23 protein-coding genes are annotated in these 24594 nt (G+C 37.2%); 9 read left to right on the forward strand and 14 right to left on the reverse strand.

The genetic code is table 11. The annotated features are described in order from the left end of the window. Positions 1–5: 5 nt before the first annotated feature. On the reverse strand, positions 6–836 hold the full coding sequence (locus H4J50_RS03305; RefSeq protein ID WP_182254435.1) for an SDR family oxidoreductase: 831 nt from the start codon (positions 834–836) through the stop codon (positions 6–8). A 154-nt stretch (positions 837–990) separates the two neighbouring features. On the opposite strand from H4J50_RS03305, the gene H4J50_RS03310 reads away from it, so the two are divergent. The 3 genes from H4J50_RS03310 to H4J50_RS03320 all read left to right on the forward strand — a co-directional run bounded on the left by H4J50_RS03310 (position 991) and on the right by H4J50_RS03320 (position 5464). Further along, the gene (locus tag H4J50_RS03310; RefSeq protein ID WP_182254437.1) at positions 991–3879 is read left to right on the forward strand and encodes a pitrilysin family protein; all 2889 of its coding nucleotides are present in this window, start codon (positions 991–993) and stop codon (positions 3877–3879) included. 317 nt (positions 3880–4196) lie between these two features. Beyond that, positions 4197–4826 (forward strand): OmpA family protein, encoded by a 630-nt coding sequence (locus H4J50_RS03315; protein WP_108457583.1) that lies wholly within the window; start codon positions 4197–4199, stop codon positions 4824–4826. Between the two features lie 194 nt (positions 4827–5020). Continuing rightward, positions 5021–5464, forward strand: a complete 444-nt coding sequence (locus H4J50_RS03320; protein ID WP_108457584.1) for an MgtC/SapB family protein — start codon at positions 5021–5023, stop codon at positions 5462–5464. A 411-nt stretch (positions 5465–5875) separates the two neighbouring features. On the opposite strand, the gene H4J50_RS03325 is transcribed toward H4J50_RS03320, so the two are convergent. The 3 genes from H4J50_RS03325 to H4J50_RS19545 all read right to left on the reverse strand — a co-directional run bounded on the left by H4J50_RS03325 (position 5876) and on the right by H4J50_RS19545 (position 7914). Next, a complete protein-coding gene (locus H4J50_RS03325) occupies positions 5876–6862 on the reverse strand; it encodes a diguanylate cyclase (protein ID WP_182254439.1) in 987 nt (328 codons plus the stop codon). Between the two features lie 176 nt (positions 6863–7038). After that, complete coding sequence (locus H4J50_RS03330) at positions 7039–7590, reverse strand: BON domain-containing protein (protein ID WP_108457586.1); 552 nt, start codon at positions 7588–7590, stop codon at positions 7039–7041. A gap of 192 nt (positions 7591–7782) precedes the next feature. Next, positions 7783–7914: a hypothetical protein gene (locus tag H4J50_RS19545; protein WP_259366147.1), complete on the reverse strand. Its 132-nt coding sequence runs from the start codon at positions 7912–7914 to the stop codon at positions 7783–7785. Positions 7915–8012: 98 nt separating this feature from the next. Here H4J50_RS19545 and greB point away from each other — a divergent pair, with 98 nt between their 5' ends. From greB to H4J50_RS03345, 3 genes are all read left to right on the forward strand, one after another. Then, complete coding sequence (greB, locus tag H4J50_RS03335) at positions 8013–8486, forward strand: transcription elongation factor GreB (RefSeq protein WP_108457587.1); 474 nt, start codon at positions 8013–8015, stop codon at positions 8484–8486. 115 nt (positions 8487–8601) lie between these two features. Beyond that, positions 8602–9186, forward strand: coding sequence for a YqaA family protein (locus H4J50_RS03340; RefSeq protein WP_182254441.1), 585 nt, complete (start codon positions 8602–8604; stop codon positions 9184–9186). A 579-nt stretch (positions 9187–9765) separates the two neighbouring features. Beyond that, the gene (locus tag H4J50_RS03345) at positions 9766–11010 is read left to right on the forward strand and encodes an EAL domain-containing protein (RefSeq protein WP_182254443.1); all 1245 of its coding nucleotides are present in this window, start codon (positions 9766–9768) and stop codon (positions 11008–11010) included. Positions 11011–11217: 207 nt separating this feature from the next. On the opposite strand, the gene fre is transcribed toward H4J50_RS03345, so the two are convergent. From fre to trxA, 4 genes are all read right to left on the reverse strand, one after another. Next, the gene (gene fre / locus H4J50_RS03350) at positions 11218–11913 is read right to left on the reverse strand and encodes an NAD(P)H-flavin reductase (protein WP_182254445.1); all 696 of its coding nucleotides are present in this window, start codon (positions 11911–11913) and stop codon (positions 11218–11220) included. 46 nt (positions 11914–11959) lie between these two features. Further along, entirely contained in the window at positions 11960–13462 is a 1503-nt protein-coding gene (gene ubiD / locus H4J50_RS03355) for a 4-hydroxy-3-polyprenylbenzoate decarboxylase (protein ID WP_182254447.1), read from the reverse strand. Between the two features lie 189 nt (positions 13463–13651). Continuing rightward, positions 13652–14911, reverse strand: a complete 1260-nt coding sequence (gene rho / locus H4J50_RS03360) for a transcription termination factor Rho (protein WP_108457591.1) — start codon at positions 14909–14911, stop codon at positions 13652–13654. Between the two features lie 190 nt (positions 14912–15101). After that, the gene (trxA, locus tag H4J50_RS03365; RefSeq protein ID WP_108457592.1) at positions 15102–15428 is read right to left on the reverse strand and encodes a thioredoxin TrxA; all 327 of its coding nucleotides are present in this window, start codon (positions 15426–15428) and stop codon (positions 15102–15104) included. Between the two features lie 254 nt (positions 15429–15682). Between trxA and rhlB the strand changes: the two genes are divergently transcribed. Together rhlB and H4J50_RS03375 are read left to right on the forward strand one after the other, a co-directional pair. Next, positions 15683–16948 (forward strand): ATP-dependent RNA helicase RhlB, encoded by a 1266-nt coding sequence (gene rhlB, locus H4J50_RS03370; RefSeq protein ID WP_108457593.1) that lies wholly within the window; start codon positions 15683–15685, stop codon positions 16946–16948. A gap of 3 nt (positions 16949–16951) precedes the next feature. Beyond that, the gene (locus H4J50_RS03375; protein ID WP_182254449.1) at positions 16952–18463 is read left to right on the forward strand and encodes a guanosine-5'-triphosphate,3'-diphosphate pyrophosphatase; all 1512 of its coding nucleotides are present in this window, start codon (positions 16952–16954) and stop codon (positions 18461–18463) included. Between the two features lie 188 nt (positions 18464–18651). Here H4J50_RS03375 and hemB read toward each other — a convergent pair whose 3' ends face one another. From hemB to tatA, 6 genes are all read right to left on the reverse strand, one after another. Further along, on the reverse strand, positions 18652–19668 hold the full coding sequence (hemB, locus tag H4J50_RS03380) for a porphobilinogen synthase (protein WP_108457595.1): 1017 nt from the start codon (positions 19666–19668) through the stop codon (positions 18652–18654). 101 nt (positions 19669–19769) lie between these two features. Beyond that, positions 19770–21215, reverse strand: coding sequence for a GGDEF domain-containing protein (locus H4J50_RS19550; protein ID WP_259366148.1), 1446 nt, complete (start codon positions 21213–21215; stop codon positions 19770–19772). Beyond that, positions 21208–22002 carry a TatD family hydrolase gene (locus H4J50_RS03390; protein ID WP_108457596.1) on the reverse strand — a complete coding sequence of 265 codons (795 nt, stop codon included), beginning with the start codon at positions 22000–22002 and terminating at the stop codon, positions 21208–21210. The genes H4J50_RS19550 and H4J50_RS03390 overlap by 8 nt, the downstream gene beginning before the upstream one ends. Positions 22003–22147: 145 nt before the next feature. Then, positions 22148–22897, reverse strand: coding sequence for a twin-arginine translocase subunit TatC (tatC, locus tag H4J50_RS03395; RefSeq protein WP_182254451.1), 750 nt, complete (start codon positions 22895–22897; stop codon positions 22148–22150). Then, positions 22894–23262, reverse strand: a complete 369-nt coding sequence (gene tatB / locus H4J50_RS03400; RefSeq protein ID WP_108457598.1) for a Sec-independent protein translocase protein TatB — start codon at positions 23260–23262, stop codon at positions 22894–22896. The genes tatC and tatB overlap by 4 nt, the downstream gene beginning before the upstream one ends. Beyond that, entirely contained in the window at positions 23262–23510 is a 249-nt protein-coding gene (gene tatA, locus H4J50_RS03405; protein WP_108457599.1) for a Sec-independent protein translocase subunit TatA, read from the reverse strand. The genes tatB and tatA overlap by 1 nt, the downstream gene beginning before the upstream one ends. 155 nt (positions 23511–23665) lie before the next feature. Here tatA and H4J50_RS03410 point away from each other — a divergent pair, with 155 nt between their 5' ends. After that, positions 23666–24586, forward strand: coding sequence for a hypothetical protein (locus H4J50_RS03410; protein WP_182254453.1), 921 nt, complete (start codon positions 23666–23668; stop codon positions 24584–24586). Positions 24587–24594 lie beyond the last annotated feature (8 nt).

Consider the following 24594-nt stretch of genomic DNA (forward strand, 5'->3'; position numbering starts at 1 on the left):
CGTCTTTATGAAGACTTAGTATTATGTTGTTTATATTGCTCTTTCATTTTTCGACCTTTGCGATAAAGTGCAGGGCGTAAAGCTCGACGCAGTTTTGGAAATAAATATGATACGGTTGTTAGCCAGCCACTGACTATGGGTAACGATATTTCAGTTTTTTCACCACGTGCCACACTAACTATAGCATCGGCAACTTGTTGAGCACTGCTCATAGGCTGTGAAAAGACAATGTCTTCTACTTGATCAATTTCTGACATGATAAAGCCGGTATCAATAGGCCCAGGCGAAACCAACCCAACATAAATACCCGTATTTTGTAGTTCATCAGCCAAAGAGTAAGTAAATGCACGTAAACCTGCTTTTGTTGCCGCGTAAGTTGCTGCACCTTGTAAAGGAGTTCTACCCGCGAGCGAGCCAACATTGACTATTGCGCCGCCTCCGGCTTTTTGTAAATACGGTAACATTAAACACGACAGTTGGATCGGCGCGCGTAAGTTAATATCTACCATTTTGGTAAGGTCATTTGCTTGGTTTAATGCCACCTCACCACGCTGATGAAAGCCAGCATTATTGATTAACACATCAACAGTCCCAAATGCCTGCTCAGCTTTAATCAATAAAGACTCATTCGCTGATGCATCATTAATATCCATAGCAATATTGATGACCGATGTGATTGACGCGAGCTCTTCAGTGATTTTATCTAACGCTACTTGTCCACGTGCCACTAAAACTAAATTAGCTCCTAAATTAGCAAAAGTTCGTGCGGTTGCTGCACCAACGCCAGCTGAGGCGCCAGTAATAATGACCGTTTTGTTATTAAAATCAGAATTCATCGTAGTGTTCTCTTTTATTTATGCAGATAATTCGTTTGTTATAACGGATAACGTATGTATTTTGTTACAGTATATTGTGTAAATAAGTTGTTAAAGTGGTGAAAAAACACCAACAATTTCATAAGATAGCAGCATAACAACAAAGGGCTCGATAATGAAAACAAAATATTTAGCGGCAGTCATTGTCGCCAGCTTTACTCTCTCTGCTTGTATAGCAACACAAACTAACCAAAACTCAACAGCGCAAAGTGCCGCTGTTGAAAGTAATAACCATAAAGTATTCAGTCAAAACTATGTTTTTAAAGAGCTAGATAATGGCTTACGTGTCTTAATTGTTAAAACTGATTACCCAGATTTAGTTTCTGTACAAATTCCTGTATCAGTAGGCGCTCGTGACGAAGACGAAGTAGGACGAACAGGATTTGCTCACTTTTTTGAACACATGATGTTCAAAGGTTCAGAGAAATATCCCCAAACAGTGTATGCAGATTTATTCAAAAATGCGGGTGTAGATAATGGTGCCTATACCACTAACGATTACACTAACTATCATTTAGATTTTTCTAAAGATCATCTTGATAAAGTACTAGAAATTCAAGCCGATCATTTTAAAAACCTCAGCTACACTGAAGCACAATTTAAAACAGAAGCGTTAACCGTTAAGGGCGAATATTTAAAGAACAATGCCAGCCCTACCCGAAAATTGCTTGCTGCAGTGCGAAAAGAAGCCTTCGATACTCATACTTATAAACACACCACTATGGGATTTTTTGAAGATGTAGAAGCAATGCCTGAACAATCTGCTTATGGTGAAAAATTCTTCAAACAGTTTTATAAGCCCGAATATGTTTCATTGGTTATTGTCGGTGATGTCGACCCAAATGCAACCATGGCAATGGTTGAAAAGCATTGGGGCAACTGGCAAAAGGGAGACTTTGTAAATAATATTACGCCAGAGCCTAAGCAACTAGCACCTAAATACGTGCATGAAAAATTTGACGGTTTACCTGGTCACTGGTTATTAGTATCTTATAAAGGTGCTGACTGGCAACCGAAGCAAAAAGATCGCGCAGCATTAGATTTAATATCAGAATTGTATTTTTCAAATAACTCAGCGCTGTATCAAGAGTTAGTGGTAGACAAACAATTAGCCAGCCAGATGTTTAACTATAATCCAGAGACTAAAGATGCTGGTTTACGACACGTCTTTATAAAAGTGAACGAAGAAAAAGATTTAGCCACTGTCCGTGATGCTATTAATCAAACATACGCAAAAGCGCGCACCGAATTAGTCTCAGCTGAAAAGCTTGATAATTTAAAGTCGAACCTAAAATATAGCTTTGTGAATAGCTTAGACTCTTCAGAGTCAATTGCATCAACTTTAGCAAGCTATATGCATTTTGACCGCGATCCTGAAACTATTAATCATCTTTATAATAGCTTCGATAATATTTCTGCTGATGATATTAAACGCATTGCTAACAAATACTTTATTGATGAAAACCGCACAACGGTGACTTTATCTGCTTTAGATAAGGTGGCGGGCTTTGAAAAAGAAGTCACGTTAAACACCGCTGTTGCAAACCTTAAAATGAAAAAGTCTCAACCGACTAAAGCGCAATTTACCGTATTAGACAAAACGAATGACTCACCGTTAATCGATGTTAACTTTTTGTTTTACACTGGCGCAGCAGCAGATCCTGTTGATAAAAAAGGCACAGCGGCATTAATGGCACGTATGTTAACTCAAGGGGGTTCACAAACGCGTAGTTACAAAGAAATTCAACAAAATTTATATCCTATCGCTGGACAGTTTACCTCGCAACTTGATAAAGAAATGATGTCGTTTACTGGCCGTGTCCATAAAGACAATGCTGATTTATGGTACTCACTCATCAGTGACCAATTATTAAATCCAGGATGGCGCGAAGATGACTTTAAACGTCTGAAAAAAGAATTAATTGATGGCATTAAATCAGGACTCAAAGCCTCTAATGATGAAGAACTAGGCAAAGAGGTTTTATACAGCGAGTTATATCAAGGCCATGCTTACGCGCATTTTAACAGCGGCGACCTGTCTGATTTAGACACTATTTCACTTGACGATGTTAAAGCATTTTATAAAACGCAACTAACTCAAGCTAAATTACATCTAGGTATTACTGGTGCGCTTTCAAATACTTTAAAAACGCAAATGTTTAGTGATTTAGCACGCTTACCTGTTGGTGATGAAAAACGATTAAACATTGCAAAAGCGCCAATGCTAAAAGGTCATCATGCCACTATTGTAGAAAAGAATGCGCAATCAACGGCGGTTTCTTTTGGTTTCCCAATCAAGACTATTCGTAACGATAACGATTGGGCAGCACTATGGCTTGTTCGTTCTTATTTTGGAGAGCACAGAAGCTCGAACAGCTACCTTTATCAACAAATACGCCAAGAACGTGGCATGAACTACGGTGATTATGCTTATATTGAGTACTTCCCACGCGGTATGCATCAAACAAAACCTGATGCAAACTTGGGGCGCTCAAGTCAGATTTTCCAAGTATGGTTGCGCCCGTTACGTTCAAATAATGACGCACACTTCGCTACGCGTGCTGCTTTATATGAATTAGATAAATTAATTAAAAATGGTATGAGCGAAAAGGACTTTCAAGCTACACGTAATTATTTAACTAATTATGCCCCGCAGCTGGTAGCGAGCCAAGATCAGCAATTAGGGTATGCACTTGATAGTGAGTTTTATCAAACTGATGAGTTTGTTAAATATGTGCGCGAGCAATTTGCAAAACTCTCATTAGCAGATGTAAACCGAGTGATTAAAGCAAACTTACAAACCGATAACATTCATTATGTATTTATTTCAGGTGACGGCGAAGACATGAAAAATCGTTTATTGTCAGAGCAAACTTCACCATTAAAATACAATTCTGAAAAACCAGCAGAGTTATTAGCGACTGATAAAATTATTGAAAGCTATAAACTGGCTCTACCAAGTAAAAACGTCAAAGTATTAGCGGTTGATGCAGTATTTAAATAGTCTTTACCGAGCAGAATAACGTAACGATTAACTTGCTTCAAAACACCACGCTTGTCGTGGTGTTTTTATATCGGTTTTACGATATATCGCAGACTGACTAACGAGCACTAAGAAGTTAATTTTTTCGCATGGGACTGCGTTCTAATTTTAGGCGTTAAGGCAAAAGTACCCTGAAGATACACATTGATGATCTTTAAAGGTTAACTGCTCGTATTTAATTGCTACAATCAGGCACTCTCGTTCATTAACCATTCATTTTTCTTTGGTATAATGAAAACAAGTTATTCAAATAGTTAATTTTCTTTAAGGTCGTATTTATGCAGTGTAAAAAATCCATTATCAGTTTAATTGTTGTATCGTTGGCATTCACCGGTTGTGCGAGTACTAATAAAGAAAAAGGTGCTGCGATTGGCGCTATTACTGGCGCAGTAATTGGAAAATCGACCAGTAATCATAAAAATAAACGTGCTGTTTGGGGTGCTGCTATTGGTGCTATTGCGGGTGTTGCAATTGGTGATTACATGGATAAACAAGAGCAAGAGTTTCGTGACGAATTGTCAGGCTCAGGTATTGAAGTAGTAAGAGAAGGTGATAATTTACGCTTAATCATGCCAGCCAACATTACTTTTGCTACAGGCCAAGCTTATATTACGTCAGGGTTTTACAGTACCTTGGACGATATAGCACGTGTATTAAATAAATATGAAAAAACCTTATTAAGTATTGAAGGTCATACCGATAGCCAAGGTGGTGCAGAGTTTAATCAAAACTTATCTGAGCAACGTGCGGGTAGTGTTAAACAGTATTTAACGAACCAAGATATTATGGCTAGTCGATTACAAACAGTTGGTTACGGTGAGACACGTGCTGTTGCTGATAACACTACTGCCAATGGTCGTGCATTAAATCGTCGAGTAGAAATTCAAATTATTCCAAACCAAGCGTAACGCACTTTAAAATAGTTTACTCAGCGAAAATCAATATAAATACCACTGACATCAGTGGTATTTTTTTGGACTATTTTCAGTAAGTAAGTAATATAAAGTATAAAAATCAAACATTATTAATACTCATACAAACTAAAACTCGTTACTTAACCTGAAAGTAAAAGGTTTCTTCAACTTAAAGGACAAAAGGACTTATGGATTTATTTAGCCTCAATATTAATCTAGATGAAGTCGTGAAAAATATAATGCAGCTATTTATCGCATTAGTATTGCCAATTATGACCGCATGGGAAAGAGAAACAAGTAGTAGGTCAGCAGGCTTAAGAACCTTCCCTTTAGTATCAATGGCAGCTTGTACCTTCACTATTCTTGCCATGTCTATTTTTAACGACCAAGACGCTCAATCTAAAGTTATTGCGGGTATTGTCACCGGTATCGGTTTTATCGGTGGTGGTGCAATTTTAAAAGACTCATCGCAAGTTAGCGGAACATCAACAGCGGCGGCAATTTGGTCTACAGGAGCTATAGGGATTGCGGTGGGTTTAGAACGTATAGAAATTGCAATTGCGCTAAGTATTATGACTTTTGCAACGCTTAAAATTATAGGTAGAGTGAAAAAAGAAGTCCCTAAGGATTAATAGAAGTCTTTAAAGGGCTAAGGTTTGAGTTTTATCTTCACTGACGATGTATTTATTCACTCTAGTTAAACTCATTTAATACTGCTGCTTTTAAAATGAGTTTCTAGCCGTGTTATCGCACCATCTTTTGTTAAAAATTACACAATCTAAATATACTTACTTTAATGTTAGTTAGTTACGCTGATTTTCTACTGTAATATGTATATCGTAAAAATATCAGCGTTTAAACTAACAGCACTATTTGCCGCTATTGGATTGAAAATATTGAGTGTTTTCCTGATTGTACCAGCAATAATATTGACCAGGCTGCACATAGGGGTTTTTCGGTCTCTGTTTCAGGCTTTTTTTAAATATCTGAACAATGGCATTCCAGTAATTTTGCAAAATTCTTCCCCTTAAATAGCTCATTAACTAACTACAAACTTGGTTACGACCGTATGTTTTTGCTTTATATAAACTGACGTCTGCTTGATTCATAAACTCTTTAATCCCAATACTTGTTTCATCTTTAAAAGTGGGCGAATAGCTCGTTACCCCTGCACTGATAGTAATGTTATGGTATTTTGCATTGGCGGCATGCGGGATACTTAGCCCGTTAACCGACTTAACCAAATCGTTGGCTATTTTTGTAGCACCTACTAAGTCGGTAAATGGCAGTAAAATAACAAACTCCTCTCCACCAAATCTGGCAACAAGATCTGTAGTGCGCTTTCTAGTTGCCACTAAACACTGAGCGACTAGGGTTAAGCATTCATCGCCTTTCACATGGCCAAATTCATCGTTGTAATGTTTAAAGTGGTCAATATCGACCATAATAAGTGATATATCTCCTGCCCCTCGTATTACAGCTTGCCAGTCATGAACTAACTGGTTATCAAAACAGAACCGATTAGCAATACCGGTTAAAGCATCGGTTTTTGAAACCAGTTCCAGCTCTTTAGTGTGCTTCACTAATTTAATATGATTTTTTACACGACTGAATAGGATTTTAGGCAAAGTATCTGAGGCAATATAATCAATAGCCCCTAAATCTAGCATTTGCTCCTCTTCTATTTCACTGTAATGATCACTAATAAAAATCATTTGAATGTGCTCTGTCGACTTATGCTGTTTCACAAATTTACACACATCCGCGCTAGTCATTTGAGCTAATTGTGTTGATGAAAGTACTATGTCAATGTTGCCATTTAAAATAGCTTTTAACGCCATTAAACCATCACTTGCTGTTTGTATTTGAAAGTGAGTGCCAAATATATTGCGCCAATCTGTCAATTGATTTTCGAACTCATTAACCAGTAATAGGGTTAGCTTGGAGTTACTTTTTGGTGTTAACTTACTATTATGTAAAGTAGAAGCTATTGCGTACACATTATCTTGAGAGGTTGGTGCTGAAGCCATCTAATCCTCCAAATTAGCTTTCGAGAGAAAGCAATGTTGAAATAATATAAAATCAAAACTCAGCAACACCAAATCAGAACAACGATAGATTATGATGAACACATGTTCAAATTTTGAAAAGTGCGAAAGTTAAACGCACGCCTAGAGCGTGCGTTTAGTTGAACTATTGCGAAATACTAATGCTTAACCATTTCCAATTTATCAACCACCGATTTAACGTCGGTTGTATTTTTGGCAATAGCAACAGCTAGTTGTTTTGCTGCATCTGAGTCAACTTGACCTGATAATGTAACCACGCCTTTTATGACTTCTACTTCGATAGCGGTTCCGCTTACTTCTGATTCAAATAAAAGCTTTGTTTTTACAACTGTTTCAATTTTGGAATCTGTTAATGCGATAAGCATTTTACTGTCTTTGGTAGATTTATTATCTATTACTGTCAAACGGTTATCGACTGAATTCACACCTTCTAGGCTAGCAACTAACTCTTCAGCCAACGCTTTATCAACGTCGCTTTCAACTTTACCCGTTAGAATGACTACACCGTTTTTCACATCAGTATTGATGTCGAAAGAATTCAGATTCGTATTAAATAATAAAGTGCTTTCGGCTTTACCATCTAACCAAGCGTCTTTTGAGGTATCTTTCCATGTGTTCTCTGCATATGCTGCTGACGAGCCAACTGTTAATAATGTTAACGCAATAATTGAACGAATTGAGTTTTTCATATTATTCTCCTTTTAGTTAAGACAACAATACTAATGCCACATCTATGCCAGTAAAATAAAGCACTGATTAATAAAGATATAATTTATTTTTCCCATTTATTTTTTGTGTTATTGAATCATCATCGCGATTTATTTACCGATTGGATTGTAAAAAGTACATAGGTGGGTAAAGTGAAAGTATCACAATGTGTATTACACAAACGTGTGATATTTATAAGCTACGTCAAAGTTGATGTTCGTAACGCCATGTTGAACATTAGCTTTTAAATGAATTACGTGATTTACGCCTGAACAAATACTCTCTAGCATAACAATATATTTCATTATATTATTACCTACAGCTTAATGAGGGTTTTATTTTTCTTATTATTTGCAAAATATCACTGCTATTTCCTCCAATTATCGAACTCACAAAACAACATATGAAAACCAAATTAATTACTCGACCAGGCTATGTATTACTTCAGCAAGAGTTAAATAAACTCTGGCGAGAAGACCGTCCAGAAACAACCCGAAAAGTTTCGTGGGCGGCAAGTTTAGGGGATCGAAGTGAGAACGCTGATTACCAATATAATAAAAAGCGTTTGCGAGAGATTGATCGCCGCGTGCGTTATCTGCGAAAAATACTCGAAGAGTTAAAAGTTGTCGATTACGGCCCTCAACAAGAAGGCAAAGTATTTTTCGGTGCTTGGGTCAGTTTAGAAAATGACGACAATGAAACGCTAAAGTTTCGCATTGTTGGTCCAGAAGAAATCTATGGTCGCAACGACTACTCTTCAATTGACTCACCGATTTCACGCGCATGTTTAAAAAAAGAAGTTGATGACGAAGTAGTGGTTAAAACGCCTACGGGTGAAAAAATTTGGTACGTTAACGCCATTCAATATGAAAAATAATCAATGAAAATAATGCAATAGTCTAACAATCGATACTTTTTGAAATTTCATATTAAATTTAACACTCGATATATCTACTTACCTCGATAATTACCGACAACTAAAAGGAGTTTTGATGTCCGTACAAAATAAGATTAAACAAAAAACGCGTGAATTTATAGATTCTAGACATATGCTTAGAGGTATTACCATTGCTTCTTTTCTAGAATCTACCATAGTCCCCATTCCTTTAGAGGCCGTATTAATTCCTCTTATGCAGGCACGCCGCGAAAAACTTTGGCTTATTGCATTCATGGCAACATTAGGCTGTATAGCTGGCGCTTTACTTGGTTATACACTGGGGTATTATCTATTTGATATTGCTGGCGAGTGGGTTATCAACACATTTTCAAACCCCGAACAATTTGAAAGTGTGAAACAAAAAATGCATGACCAAGGTTTTTGGTTTGTTATCACCTTAGGCATAGTGCCAATTCCGTTTCAAATAGCCATGCTGGCAGCTGGTGCAACTAAATATTCACTCACTTTATTTATAATAGCCTCGGCTATTGCAAGATCTATTCGATATTTTGGTCTAGCGATTGTCGTGTATTACGCCGGTAATCAAGCTGAGCGTATTATAAGTAAACATAAAACAAAAACCATGATCGCTTTAACGCTTTTAATATTAACTGCTTGGGCATTAAGTCGTATGCTTTAAAGATTGATGAATAGCACGCTCTATTTATTGATAATAGAAGTAATAAACTGCATTTTACACATAAATTAGATAACCATTAGACTGTGTAGTCACTAGTGATTGTTGAAGACTTGCGTTATTAATAGCTTGCATAAAAAGGTCACTAGGATTGTCGTTTAGCTGATCAGCCACAACTAAAATTAATCAGTAAACTAACGATATTATAAAAATATTAACAACACTTAACATCTTGTTTTAAGCCTTAATAATTCATATAGTGTAAGGAGTTTAGTGGGAAATCAAAATTTATAGCCACTGTCGATTCGTACTATAAATGAATAGTGCTATTACAGGGTTAATACTTTAATGCTATGGCGTGCAGTACTCTATACTTATTAGTCAAACAAGCGACAAAAATTTCAACCTAACAGAGGTGATAATTTCATACCTTCTGCGCTAGTAAATAGGTTTTTTATTTTTAAAGTAACACTTAAAACAATCGCTAAACCTCTCATTAAAAAGTCAAAACTTGACACCATTGGCGGTTATAAATAGTATTATTTAATATACGCTGCACATTTTTATTGTATGGATAAATATATGGACAGACAATTTATCGACCACATTTTTGATCCGAATGAAGAAACTAACGTTGGCGCTAAATTATTAAACCTACTCGCACTTGTTCGCAAACATTTAGATATGGAAGTCGCTTTCATTTCAGAGTTTGTTGGTAATGACCGCGTATTCAAATTAGTCGATAAGCAAACTTCAAGCTCAACAGTCTGCGTTGGAAATTCAGACGTGATTAAAGAAACTTATTGCCAAAAAATTGCTGATAATCAACTAGACCCCATAATCACTGATACTAAAGCTAACCCAATAACGAATGTCATGCCGATAACAAAGGAATTGAACATTGGTTGTTATATTGGCGTTCCTATCGTTCTTTCTGATGGAGGGATGTACGGGACATTTTGTTGCTATAAGTCGCATCCCGATGACAGTTTAAATGGCAGAGATTTAACTTTTTTAACACTGATCTCCGAAGTTGCCGCTGAGCTTATTGAAAAAAATGTTCAATTCGAAATGTTAAACAAAGATGCCAAGCTAGCTATTGAAAATGTTATTAAAACCAAGGGTATCGATATTTATTTTCAACCAATCTTTAGCTTAAACACTAATAAAATTTCAGGTTTTGAAGCCCTTTCACGCTTTACTTCGATACCTTATAGAACACCAGATATTTGGTTTAACGAGGCGGCTCAACTAGGCCTGGGTGAACCACTGGAAATGCTTGCAATACAAAATACGCTCGATTATATAGACAAGTTTGATAAAGCGACTTATATATCAATTAATACAGCTCCTGAACATATCTTATCAGGTGCCATAGCAAGGGTTTTTGAACAAGTTGATTGTAATCAAATAGTGTTAGAATTAACTGAGCATACTCAGGTATTAGATTACCCCGCAATGCGCGAGGCTCTGAAACCACTACGTATTAAAGGCATGCGTTTAGCTATTGATGATGCCGGTGCTGGCTTTTCATCATTTCAACATATATTAGAGCTTGAAGCGGATATTATTAAACTTGATATTAGCCTAACGCAAAATATAAATAAGGAGAGGAGTAAATACCTTTTGGCTAAGGCTTTATGTGGTTTTGCTAAAGCGATTAACTGTATTATTCTTGCTGAGGGTGTTGAAACACAAGATGAACTCGATACACTGAGGGTGCTAGGTGTTGATAAAGTGCAAGGCTACCTGCTGGGTCGCCCAGCTCCATTTGAAGACGTTGTAAAGTATCAAACCACAACACTTTTAAATAAGCTTTCTGAGTAATTATCAACGTTTAAATAAATTTTGCTGCTTGCTACTGCTTATTGTACAACCCGCTTCAGCTAAATTTTTGTGGAAATATATAATAGCTCGTTTAGCCATATATATTATTCGACATTATCAATGTCTCTGTTATGTAACTAAAGGGTATTAATGTAAATACTTTAATACCCGAAAGTTTAAACTAACCAATAAGTAATGGTTTGTCGCTTAGATAAAAGCAAAAGCATCGGCATACATATGCTCTATTAATGCACCTTGCTCAACAAAATCGCCACGTACAACCGCAACCATTTCAAAGCGGCCAGCTAAATAGATATCATAATCAACTAAGTTATTAACATCATCCATTACCGCTTTATGTACCATGCCTGAACGACCTTGCCAATCAGCACTGGGCGCTTCTATCACTGGAATAAATTTACCATTAGCGAGTTTATTAATCATAGCGGCTGTTTGCTCTAACTCATAACACGCACTCGTGTCACGTAAGCCCCAATAAACAATAACCTCTCGTTGAGAGTTCTGCAAAGCTAGATGCTCAAACATAGACTTCACATAAGAAAACCCGGTTCCACCTGCAATAAGCAATAGTGGGCGCTCACTATTTTCTCGCAACTGTGCATTACCAAAAGGCATTTCTACCGTAACTTCTGTATTAGCTTTTATGTGTTCTATCACTTGCATTGGATAACTGTCCGAGCCAAAAGCACCAATTTGCAATTCTATCAGTTCAGCGCCAGGAGCACTGGCAATTGAAAAAGGACGTTTATCTTCGTCACTCATTACAAAGTTTAAATACTGTCCGGCAGAGAAATCAACAGGCATGTTAGGCTTTAGAAGCGCCTTATAAACATGCTCCGTCAATGGTGTTAACGACGCTACCTGACATGTGATCACTTTCATTTATTCTTTACCTTATTACTGCATGCTGACTATATTAGCCGCATTTTTAATGTGAATTTTTGGTCTCGTTTGAGATATTAAGTTCATCCCAAATCTCGTCAACTTGGTCTTTAATTTCTTGCGTCATCTCTATGGGTTCACCCCACTCGCGATTCGTTTCGCCAGGCCACTTATTCGTTGCGTCTAAGCCCATTTTTGAACCTAAGCCTGAAACAGGTGACGCAAAATCTAAATAATCTATCGGTGTGTTCTCAATTAACACAGTATCGCGACTTGGATCCATGCGCGTTGTCATTGCCCAAATAACATCTTGCCAGTCTCGTGCATTAATATCATCGTCACATACAATAACAAACTTGGTGTACATAAATTGACGTAAAAACGACCAAACACCCATCATCACACGCTTAGCATGACCTGCATATTGCTTTTTAATGGTCACTACCGCTAGACGATATGAACACCCTTCTGGTGGCAAGTAAAAGTCTTGGATTTCAGGAAACTGTTTTTGCAAAATAGGGACAAACACTTCATTTAGCGCTACACCTAAAATCGCCGGTTCATCAGGCGGACGACCCGTGTAAGTGCTATGATAAATAGGATCTTTTCTATGCGTAATATGCGTTACGGTAAATACCGGAAAATCGTCAACTTCATTGTAGTAGCCGGTATGATCGCCATAGGGTCCCTCGGGTGCTACTTCATCCGGGTCAATATAGCCTTCAAGTACTATTTCAGCGCTCGCAGGAACCTCTAAGTCACTACTTATGCACTTAGCAACTTCTGTTTTACTACCACGCAATAAGCCCGCGAAAGCATACTCTGACAAAGTATCTGGAACAGGCGTAACAGCTCCTAAAATGGTTGCCGGATCAGCACCAAGCGCAACAGCAACTGGATATTTTTCACCTGGAAAAGCTTTTTTAAACTCTTGAAAATCTAATGCTCCGCCGCGATGCGATAACCAACGCATAATCACTTTATTGCGACCTAACAATTGATTACGATAAATACCTAAATTTTGTCGTGATTTATGCGGCCCTTTAGTTACGGTTAATCCCCATGTGATCAAAGGAGCAACATCACCAGGCCAACATTTTTGTATTGGCAATTGAGTTAAATCAACTGCATCACCTTCAAGTACCACTTGCTGACATAGTGGTTTTTTAATCACCTTAACCGGCATGTTAAGCACTTGCTTGTATAAAGGTATTTTACTTAAAGCATCACGGAAACCTTTCGGTGGCTCTGGCTCTTTTAATGCTGCCAACAATGTGCCTACATCACGTAAGGCTTTTACATTTTCTTGCCCCATAGCCAAAGCAACACGATCAGGCGTACCAAATAAATTGGTTAATACTGGCATTTTGTGTGGCTTACCATTTTCGTCGATTGGGTTTTCAAATAACAATGCTGGACCGCCTTGTCTTAAGGTACGATCACTGATTTCTGTCATGGTTAAATCAGTAGAAATAGGCTGGCTAATCCGCTTGAGTTGACCTAATTTCTCTAGTTGAGAGATAAAATCTCTTAAATCACTGTATTTCATATTAGAATTTGATGAAAAATTTGTCGTACATTATAACGGTAATAAACCTAAAACCCCTAATCGATAGCAGCATCAAGTTAATAATTCTGCTTTTATCGTATCCCATTTCAATTTATCGCCGATTAATTTTATATTACCCATAAAAAATGCCAGCTAATTGCTGGCATTTTTTAAAAGTTAATAACTAGCTTATTGACGTTTCATCGAATCAAAAAATTCGTCATTAGTTTTCGTCATAGCCAATTTATCAATCATGAATTCCATCGCGTCAATCTCACCCATTTCATGAACGATTTTACGCAGTATCCACATTTTCTGTAGTTCATCAGGCTTAGTTAAAAGTTCTTCGCGACGCGTGCCACTGCGGTTAAAGTGGATAGCAGGGAAAACACGTTTTTCAGCAATTTTGCGTGAAAGGTGTAATTCCATATTACCTGTACCTTTAAACTCTTCGTAGATAACTTCATCCATTTTAGAGCCAGTATCAACAAGCGCTGTTGCGATGATAGTTAAGCTACCACCTTCTTCGATATTACGAGCAGCACCGAAAAATCGCTTTGGACGATGTAATGCGTTCGCATCAACACCACCGGTTAATATTTTACCTGACGATGGAATAACAGTGTTGTATGCACGTGCAAGTCGAGTGATTGAATCTAATAAAATCACAACATCTTTTTTATGCTCAACTAAGCGCTTTGCTTTTTCGATAACCATTTCGGCAACTTGAACATGACGATTGGCTGGTTCGTCAAAAGTTGAAGCAATTACTTCACCCTTAACTAAGCGCTGCATTTCAGTTACTTCTTCTGGACGCTCATCAATCAGTAATACCATTAACTCCGCATCAGGGTGGTTATGCGCAATACTTTGAGCGATGTTTTGTAACAATAAGGTCTTACCCGCTTTTGGCGGAGCAACAATCAAACCACGTTGCCCTTTACCAATTGGAGATGCTAAATCTAAAACACGTGCGGTAATATCTTCGGTAGAACCATTTCCACGTTCCATTGTTAAACGGTCAGTAGGATGAATAGGCGTTAAGTTTTCAAAAAGGATTTTATTGCGAGAGTTTTCTGGACGGTCAAAGTTTACTTCATTAACTTTTAAAAGAGCGAAGTAACGTTCGCCATCTTTTGGTGGGCGAATTTTACCGGTAATGGTATCGCCTGTTCGCATACTAAATCGACGTATCTGGCTTGGTGATACATAAATATCATCTGGGCCTGCTAAATAGGAAGAATCCGCTGAGCGTAAAAATCCAAAGCCGTCTTGTAGAATTTCTAAAACACCGCTACCAAAAATATCCTCACCACTTTTAGCGTGGGCTTTTAATATGGCAAAAATAATGTCTTGTTTGCGGTTACGAGCTAAATGCTCCAATTTCATTGATTCTGCGAGTTTAACCAGTTCGCTGATCGACTTTTCTTTAAGTTCGTTAAGATTCATATTGGGGGTTCTTAAACTATTTAGGTTGTTATGCTGTGCCGTTTGGCAATTTAGGATGTTTAAATATGGTTTTTTTTGAAATGTTCTTTCTTTAGAAAACTAAATTTAGCATTAAAAAGTAAACCAGTAAAGGATCACTTAATTGATCTTATGATAAATAATAAAAAGGTCCGATAATTCGGACCTTTTTTTATAAATTGTTATCAATAAACTCTTTTAATTGAGTTTTTGATAAAGCGCCAACTTTCGTATCGGCTACAGCACCATCTTTAAACAGTAACAAGGTAGGAATACCACGAATACCGTATTTAGGTGGGGTGTTAGAATTTTGATCAATGTTTAATTTACCGATAGTTAATTTACCAGCATATTCTTCAGCTACATCGTTTAACAATGGCGCGATCATTTTACATGGTCCACACCATTCAGCCCAAAAATCAACAAGGATTAGACCTGATGCATTGATTACATCTGTGTCAAAACTATCATCAGTTAACTGAACAATTTTATCGCTCATTTATATCTCCATTAAAGGTGGCCTATAGCCAATTGGTTAAGATTATACCTTCATCACAACTAATTACCAACTATCGTATATAACAGTTATGTGTATTAAATTTAAATCATATATAACAGTTATGTGTATTAAATTTAAATCATATATAACAGTTATGTGTATTAAATTTAAAAAATCAACTAGAGCCATCATTTTATTGTCGCTTTTATGTGAATCTAATTTTTATTAATTGCGTAACCTGTTAAGCTAGCGGTATGAAAAAAACACACTTAACAGAAATAAAGTTCTCGGAACTTAAGCTCGAGCCTACCGTTGTTAGCGGCCTCGAATCTATGGGCTTTGAATATTGCACTGCAATTCAAGCAAAGTCTTTACCTATACTGATGACAGGCAAAGATATTGCCGGTCAAGCACAAACTGGCGAAGGTAAAACAATTGCCTTTTTAGCGGCAACATTTCATCACTTATTACAGAAAAAAGATGTAACCCATAATCAACCACGTGCGTTAATTATGGCGCCTACACGTGAGCTTGCTATTCAAATTCATCGCGATGCGCTCGAAATGGCGAAAAGCACGGGTTTACGCCTCGGCTGTGTTTATGGCGGTGAAGGTTATGAAAGTCAGCGTTTAGAACTTGAACAAGGTGTAGATATTTTAATCGGCACTTGTGGTCGCTTACTTGATTACTTGAAACAAGGTATTTATAACCTTAGTAATATTGAAGTCGTTGTATTAGATGAAGCTGATCGTATGTTCGATCTAGGCTTTATTAAAGACATTCGCTATATGTTCAATAAAATGCCTGCTGCTACTGAACGTTTGAGCATGTTGTATTCTGCAACCTTATCATTTCGTGTTAAAGAGTTAGCTTTTGAACACATGAATGATCCTGAAAGTGTTGAAGTAGAACCTGATCAAAAAACTAATATTCGTATCAGTGAAGAATTATTTTACCCTTCTAATGAAGATAAAATGTGCTTACTACAAACACTGATTGAAGAAGACTGGCCTGACAAAGCTATTATTTTTGCCAACACTAAACATGTTTGTGAAAAAATTCATGCGCACCTAGAAGCAGATAAAATTCGCGTTGGCATGCTTACGGGCGATGTTATTCAAAAGAAACGTTTGAAAATTTTAGAGCAATTTACGGCCGGTGAATTAGACGTGCTAGTTGCTACCGATGTTGCAGCTCGTGGTTTACATATTCCTGCTGTTACGCATGTATTTAACTACGACTTGCCAGACGATTGCGAAGATTATGTTCATCGTATTGGAAGAACAGGCCGAGCCGGTGCTTCTGGTCATGCTATTAGTTTAGCTTGTGAGCAATATGTTTTTAATTTGCCAGCGATTGAAACTTATATCGACCATGCATTACCGGTCAGTAAATATGATCACGAAGCATTGTTAACCGACTTACCTAGACCTAAGCCACGTCCACGTCGCCATAAACCTCACAATGGTGGCCAAAACCGTAGCCGTAGTTCAAGTAATAGGCCTCAAAGGAACAGTTAGTTAATGACGACCACTTCCATGGAGACTTTATCACCTCTATATGCTGTGGTCGATTTAGGCTCTAATAGCTTCCATATGTTAATTACGCGACAACTTGCCGATAGCGTGCAAGTTGTTGACAAAGTTAAGCGTAAAGTTCGCCTTGCCGCTGGCTTGAATGAACAAAACATATTGTCTGAGCAAGCCATGGCAAAAGGCTTAGAATGTTTACGCTTTTTTGCCGAACGCTTGCAAGATATTCCTGTTCAAAACATCCGCATAGTTGCTACCGCAACGTTAAGACTAGCGAATAATCGCGCTGATTTTATTACCAAAGCCGAAGCGATATTAAACCTTCCTGTGACACTATTAAGCGGTATTGCTGAAGCGGAACATATATACCTTGGCGTAGCCCACACAAGTTCAAGTGCTAATAAACGTTTAGTGTTAGATATTGGTGGTGCCAGTACTGAGCTCATTGTTGGTCGAGGTTTTACCGTTAAAAAAGCCCATAGTCTTGATATAGGCTGCGTTACTTTTAATCAACAATACTTTCCAAATGGAACGCTTTCAGAAGAAAACTTCAAGCAAGCCATATCTGCCGCTGAACTCGCTATTTCATCTATAAAACAAGACTTTGTCGACATTGGTTGGCAATGTGTACTCGGTGGTTCAGGTACCATGCAAGCATTAGCAGAAATGCTAATTTATCAACATAAACCGAGTATTATTTCATTAGAATATCTCTATCAAGTTAAAACACAAATACTTGATTTTGATCTTATTAACAACATTAACATTGCAGGACTATCGATAGAAAGAAGTCCTGTTATTGCTAGTGGGTTAGCTATTTTAATTGCTTTGTTTCAGCAATTGTCGATCAAAGAGTTAACACTTTCTAGCGGAGCATTACGTGAAGGCTTGTTATATGAAATGCTACCTAACAGCCATAAAACCAATATTCGCCAACGCACTATCAGTTCTTTAAGCCAGCGTTTTCATATTGATCAGCTACATGCTAATAATGTAAAACGACAAATAAAAACTATATTTTCACAACTTAAATCTATTTGGTCATTACCTGACGAAAATGCATTAGCACTATTATTGGCCAGCGCTGATTTGCATGAAATAGGCTTGTTATTGGCATATAAATATCATCAGCAACATAGTGCTTATATTTTAAATCATGCTGATTTAGCTGGCTTTAGTCAATCAGATAGACAATTACTGGTTAGCTTTGTCTCGCTTTATAAAGGGGACATAAAACTCGCAATCATTGAGCAACAATCGGCGATTGACCTTGAAACGGCTAAGAAATTATTAATTATTCTGCGTTTAGCTATAAAGTTGTGTCATCGCCGTAAAGACGATGACTGGCCAAACTATCGTGTATCGCTAAACGATCATGTATTACAGTTACATTTACCGCGAGCTTGGCTGATTGAGCACACACTGATCCATGACGAATTAAAGCAAGAGAATCACCATATTGCTAAACTCGGTTATGGTTTGAATATAATGTGCGATAAGTAAGTCGTAGATTAGGCATCACGGAATGCTAAGACAAAAAACTCTTTCCAGTTAAGTTATACGCTGTTCAAGTAATAGATACTTTACGAAAACAGCAATAATTATGAAAATTTTGAGATAAAAAAGCCGTAATATTTTTATCACGGCATTTATATATCAGTTACTCATAAAGCATCAAATACTGTCGTACTTTATGTTTTTTGCTCTTCTTTTAACCAACGCGCAACTTGCTTAGCAAAGTAAGTTAAAATTCCGTCAGCACCCGCGCGTTTAAAGGCCAATAAACCTTCCATTACGCAAGGCTTTTCTGCCAACCAACCATTTTGAATAGCAGCCATATGCATGGCATATTCGCCACTGACTTGATACGCATAAGTTGGCACTTGAAAGGTGTCTTTTACTCGGCGAACCACGTCTAAATAAGGCATACCTGGCTTAATCATCACCATATCTGCGCCTTCATGAATATCTTGTGCGACTTCATGAAGTGCTTCATTACTGTTCGCTGGGTCCATTTGATAAGAAAACTTATTACCACCTTTAATATTACCCGCAGAACCCACCGCATCACGAAATGGACCATAATAACTCGACGCATATTTAGCTGAATAAGCCAGTATTTTAGTATTGACATAATGATGCGTTTCTAACATTTTTCGAATAGCGCTTATACGGCCATCCATCATATCGGAAGGAGCAACAATATCGGCACCTGCTTGTGCATGAGATAACGCTTGTTTAACTAATATATCTTTAGTTATATCGTTAAGCACATAGCCGTGCTCATCAATAATGCCATCTTGGCCATGAGTAGTGAAAGGGTCTAAGGCAACGTCTGTGATCACCCCTAAACTTGGAAATTTTTCTTTTACCGCGCGAACAGTTCGCTGAGCTAAACCGTCAGGATTATAGGCTTCTTCTGCCAACAGTGACTTTTTATCTGCGGGTGTGACAGGAAAAATAGCAATGGCGGGTACGCCTAAGTCGGTTAATTCTTGACACTCTGCCAATAGTAAATCAATACTTTTGCGCTCTACTCCCGGCATTGACTCAATAATTTCACACTGGTTTTCACCCTCTAAAACAAATACTGGATAGATTAAATCATTAACCGTAAGCTGATGCTCAGACATTAAACGTCGTGAAAAGTCATCAGAGCGCATACGGCGCATTCGACGGGCAGGATATTGACCAAAGACGTTGTTCATACTTATTTCCTATAACAATGTAAATTTTATTCATACCAACAGAATTAATGAATCGCGCAAAATATAGAACGATACGGCACACTAGATTTTTTTAAGATGCGCTAACTCGACAGGTTTATTTTTTCAATTGGCATAACTTGTACTTGATCTCGACCAGCGGCTTTTGCTTTATAGAGTGCTTTATCGACATACTCAAAAATAATTTCTGGTGTAATTTCTTTCTCTTGCTGATAAGTGGTAACACCACAGCTTACGGTTAATTTAATAACGTTTTCATTATTATAAACCTGTTGCTGTCGTACATTTTCACATATCTCTTGAGCTAGTGCTAAAGCGCCTTTATCATCGGTTTCGGGCAGAATTAAGCAAAACTCTTCGCCACCATATCGGCAGCCGACATCAGAGCTTCTCCGTAATAGTGATTTAATCATGCTAGCTACTTCTACAATGCATTTATCACCGGCTAAATGACCAAAGCTATCGTTTACATTCTTAAAGTGATCAATATCGACTAAGATAATACTTAATGGCGTTAAGTTACGGCGGCTACGTCTAAATTCAGCCACTATTTTTTGATCGTAATAACGACGATTATAAAGTCCTGATAAATCATCAAGAGTGTTCTTTTCTTTTAGCTCTTGATTAACCGCTTCTAATTCTTGTAAAGCTATATTTAACTCTAACGTTCTTTCTTGAACTCGACTCTCTAATTGCTCTTGGCTTTCATCCTGCAAAATTTGTAGCTCTTTCTGTGCTAATTCAGAGGTTTTTACGCTCGACATAACCTGTTGCTGAGCTAACTTTTCATCACGTAATTGACAGAAGTATGTATGTCCCATCAAATACGTAACCATGATGGCCATAACCCAAAAAGCGCTCATATCTACACAGTTAATAATATGGGCAGAAAAACTAAGATAATAGAGTAAATAAGCCAAAACATTAAAGCTTAATTGTACAATGAGGATTAATGAGAATATTTTCAGTAGGTCAACGTTTACTGTCTTTTCACATTTGGTGACATACAGTAATGCAAGTAAACTAATACTGGTAGAAATTTGCGTTAATAGCCAAGTATGATTAGGGCTAAACAGAAAACTTAAGGGCACTATCAGTGCGATAATAATTGATAAGCGCAGCAATAATTGATAACTATTATGCTCATCTTTTTTGAGTGCAAATAACTTAATCGTAAAAATAAAAAATATAATGTTAGATAAGTTAGCGAGTAAAATACTCTCAACATTGAAGAAATATAGGTTATTGGTCAATAATGCGAGTAATGAAATCCCCCCAGCAACTAAAATACTCAATGATTTTACAGTAAAGAATAACGCTAATGTCGCCACACTGTAACTGCGTGAAGCTTTAGCCCATGTAAAGCACATCAAGAGTAAAATTAGGCTACTACCAATAAAAATATGTTGTATATGCAATTGCAACAGCACACTCGTTTTTGCCACTAAATGAGTACCATGAGCCATTACCCCAAAACTGGTAAATAGTGTAATAAGACAAAAAATTAGGCTGTTAATTACATTACGCATTGTTAGTACTTAAACTAAAAAAGGTGTCAGAGTTAAGCTTAGTTTGTTTAATTATTTCCTGCTCACTGTAATTCATTAATTCGGCTAAAACCGTCACAATATAAGGTAAATAACTGGGTTCATTTCGGCTACTTTTAGGCTTGGGACGAATATTTCTTGGCGTTAAATAAGGTGCATCAGTTTCTATCATTAGTCTATCTAATGGAATTAAAGAAACAATATCGCGTAACTGCTGTCCTCTTCGCTCATCACAAAGCCAACCCGTAATTCCAATATACATATTAGCCGATAAACATTGTTCTAATTCTCGTTGATTACCAGTAAAACAATGAGAAACCATGGCTGGAATTCGAGAAAAATAAGGTCTTAATATTTCAAACCAAGGTTCAAAGGCATCTCTTTGATGCAAGAATAAAGGCAATTGCAGTTCTGATGCTAAGATCACTTGCTGAGTAAAAACATTTTTTTGGTTTGCTGCAGTTGAAAAGTTGCGATTAAAATCTAATCCACATTCACCAATGGCTTTAACACAGGAGTTTGCAGCTAAAACACCCAATTTGTCTTGAAAGTTTAATGCAGCGTTATCAGCATCGTGCGGGTGAATACCAACAGTACTATATAAATAATCAGGATGTTGTTGGCAAAGTTTTATAGCCTGCTGACTTTCTTCAAGATTGGTCCCCGTAATAACCATGGCACTTACATTTGCCTGTTTAGCACGCATAAGCACTTCTTCACGGTCCTTATCAAAACGCGCGTTGGTTAAGTTAACTCCAATATCAATCAAAAAACAAACTCTTTACTTAAATACATATCATCATATTCTGTGGATTTAAGCATATTGAAGGCTTCGACTATAACACCAATAATATTAATGACTGGCTTAACTAAGCAGTCAAAAAAAAACAAGATTATAAGCGAAGTTCTCTGCACTATTTTATATCCTCTGGCTCTGCTGTTTCTTTGTAATAAAGCGAAGCGATAATAATGCCTAGCTCAAATAGCAACAACATAGGTACTGCCAACATGGTTTGAGAAATAATATCAGGGGGAGTTAGCAACATACCAACAATAAAGGCACCAACAACAATATAAGGGCGTTTAGTCCGTAAGCTTTCTGGGGTTGTTACGCCTGTCCAACACAATAATATGATGGCAATTGGAATTTCAAATGCCGCGCCAAAAGCAAAAAATAGTTTTAACACGAAATCTAAGTAGCTACTGATGTCCGTGGCTATGGTAACGCCATCGGGTGCGACCGATGAAAAGAATGTAAAAGCTACTGGAAATACCACGTAGTAAGCAAATGCAATACCACCATAAAACAATAGCGTACTACCAAACATTAAAGGCGCAATTAAGCGCTTTTCGTTTTTATACAAACCAGGTGCAATAAATGACCACAACTGATACAAAATGTAAGGCATAGTAATAAATATTGATAAGACTATGGTCAGTTTAAACGGTGTAAAGAAAGGTGATGCTACGTCAGTAGCGATCATTTGTGTCCCTTCAGGCATCACAGCCAAAAGCGGCTGTGCAACATATTGATAAATATCTTGAGCGAAGTAGATTAACGAACAAAAAACAACGAGAACACCTAGCACGGCGTGTAATAGCCGTGTTCTTAGTTCTAATAGATGATCAAATAATGTGTGGTTTTGCTTAGCAGTTGAACTCATTTAGTCTGCTTTTCATCTTTATTATCATTTAGCTTATCAATATCATCTTTAGACTTTATTGACTGTTCAGCTGTTTGATAGGGATTATTTACCATTTCTGCCGCTTCTTTTAGAGACTTTACAGAAGCCTCAATTTCTGGCGACAGATCCTTCATGCCTGATTGTTCAGCTTTCTTTAAATTTGCATGCAATTCTTGAATACGCAACTCTTCAGTGAGTTCGTTTTTAACGCTTTCACTAAAACCACGAATACTCGCGATCCAACCCCTAACGGTTCGAATTGCAACGGGCAATCGCTCTGGGCCGAGAACCACAAGGCCAATAATCGCGATTAATGATAATTCCCAAAAGCCAATATCAAACATTAGACTTTATCTTTCTCTTTTTCATCCACAGCGCTCTTACTTGCTGTTTTATCACCTAAACTATCACTTGAAGTAGAATCTTCTTCTGAAGCTTGGTCTTTTTTAGCGGGTTCATCAGAAACAGCACCTTTAAAGCCTTTGATTGCTGAACCTAAATCAGTGCCTAAATTACGTAATTTTTTAGTGCCAAATAACAACACAACAATCACTGCAATAATTAATAATTGCCAAATACTTATACCGCCCATAAAAAAACTCCTATAATTTAATTGAATTCATTATAAAGTTTATAGAAATAAAATCACCAACTGATATGCTAAATGTCTAGGTAAAACAAAATTTGATAAGAATGTATTGTAAAAATCGATGTTATTGGCATTTATGCCTAGTATTTTTTTACTTTGTGTTTGCAAATTCAGCACAAGCTTTCACTTCACAAGAAGAAAAAGCGCATGTTGATCAAAAAGATGATCACTGGATGCAAGGATTGCATGAAACGGTTTCTGATTCCGTTTATCAATCTGCGCAATGGTTTGATAGCTTTTTTATCGCAAATGATAGTGAAGAACAACAAAATCCAACAACAACCGCAAAAATTCGTTTTGCCTGGTTGCCAAAAAGTCGTGACTGGAGCGAGGTAAAAACCCGCTTTCGCATACGGGTTAAGTTACCGCATTTTCAAGATAGAGTAAGTTTAGTACTCTCTGATGAAGCAGATGATCAACTCAATAACTTACCTTTAGAGTCGGCAAACACAAATTCGAGTGTTGAAGAAGAAAAATTCTCTTTAGCCTTAAACTATACCCAAGAAAAAAGAGATGATCGCTTGATGAACTATCGCTTAGGTATTTCAGGCGGTGACATATTTGTTAGAGCAAAACATAAGCGTCGTTTCGACTTGAGCCCAACACAAAGCTTCTTAGTTGAACCGTCACTCTATTACTTTCTCGACGAAGGTCTCGGCGCTAAGCTTTTACTCGAGTATGATTACCAGTTAAGTAAAAAATCTCAATTTCGCATTAACTACAGCATCCGAGGTTCGGCAGAGTTTAGTGGTATTCGTTGGAAACATGGATTTTACAAATTACATCAAATCAACGAAACCACAGCTTCAGTTATTAGCTTACAAGTAGAGGGTGAGCGTAACGGCGAACGAGGGTTTGTCGTTGATAATTATACTTTAGGTTATAGATATCGTTTTAATGCCCTAAGAGAATGGCTATTTTTTGAAATAGAGCCTTTTTTAGAGTTTCCAGAAGATAAAAACTATACCACAACCCCTGGTATTGCATTACGCATCGAAGGATATTTCCATAAAGGCTAAGAGTTTCA

It is taken from the genome of Colwellia sp. 6M3, from assembly GCF_014077595.1.
Taxonomy (GTDB): domain Bacteria; phylum Pseudomonadota; class Gammaproteobacteria; order Enterobacterales; family Alteromonadaceae; genus Cognaticolwellia.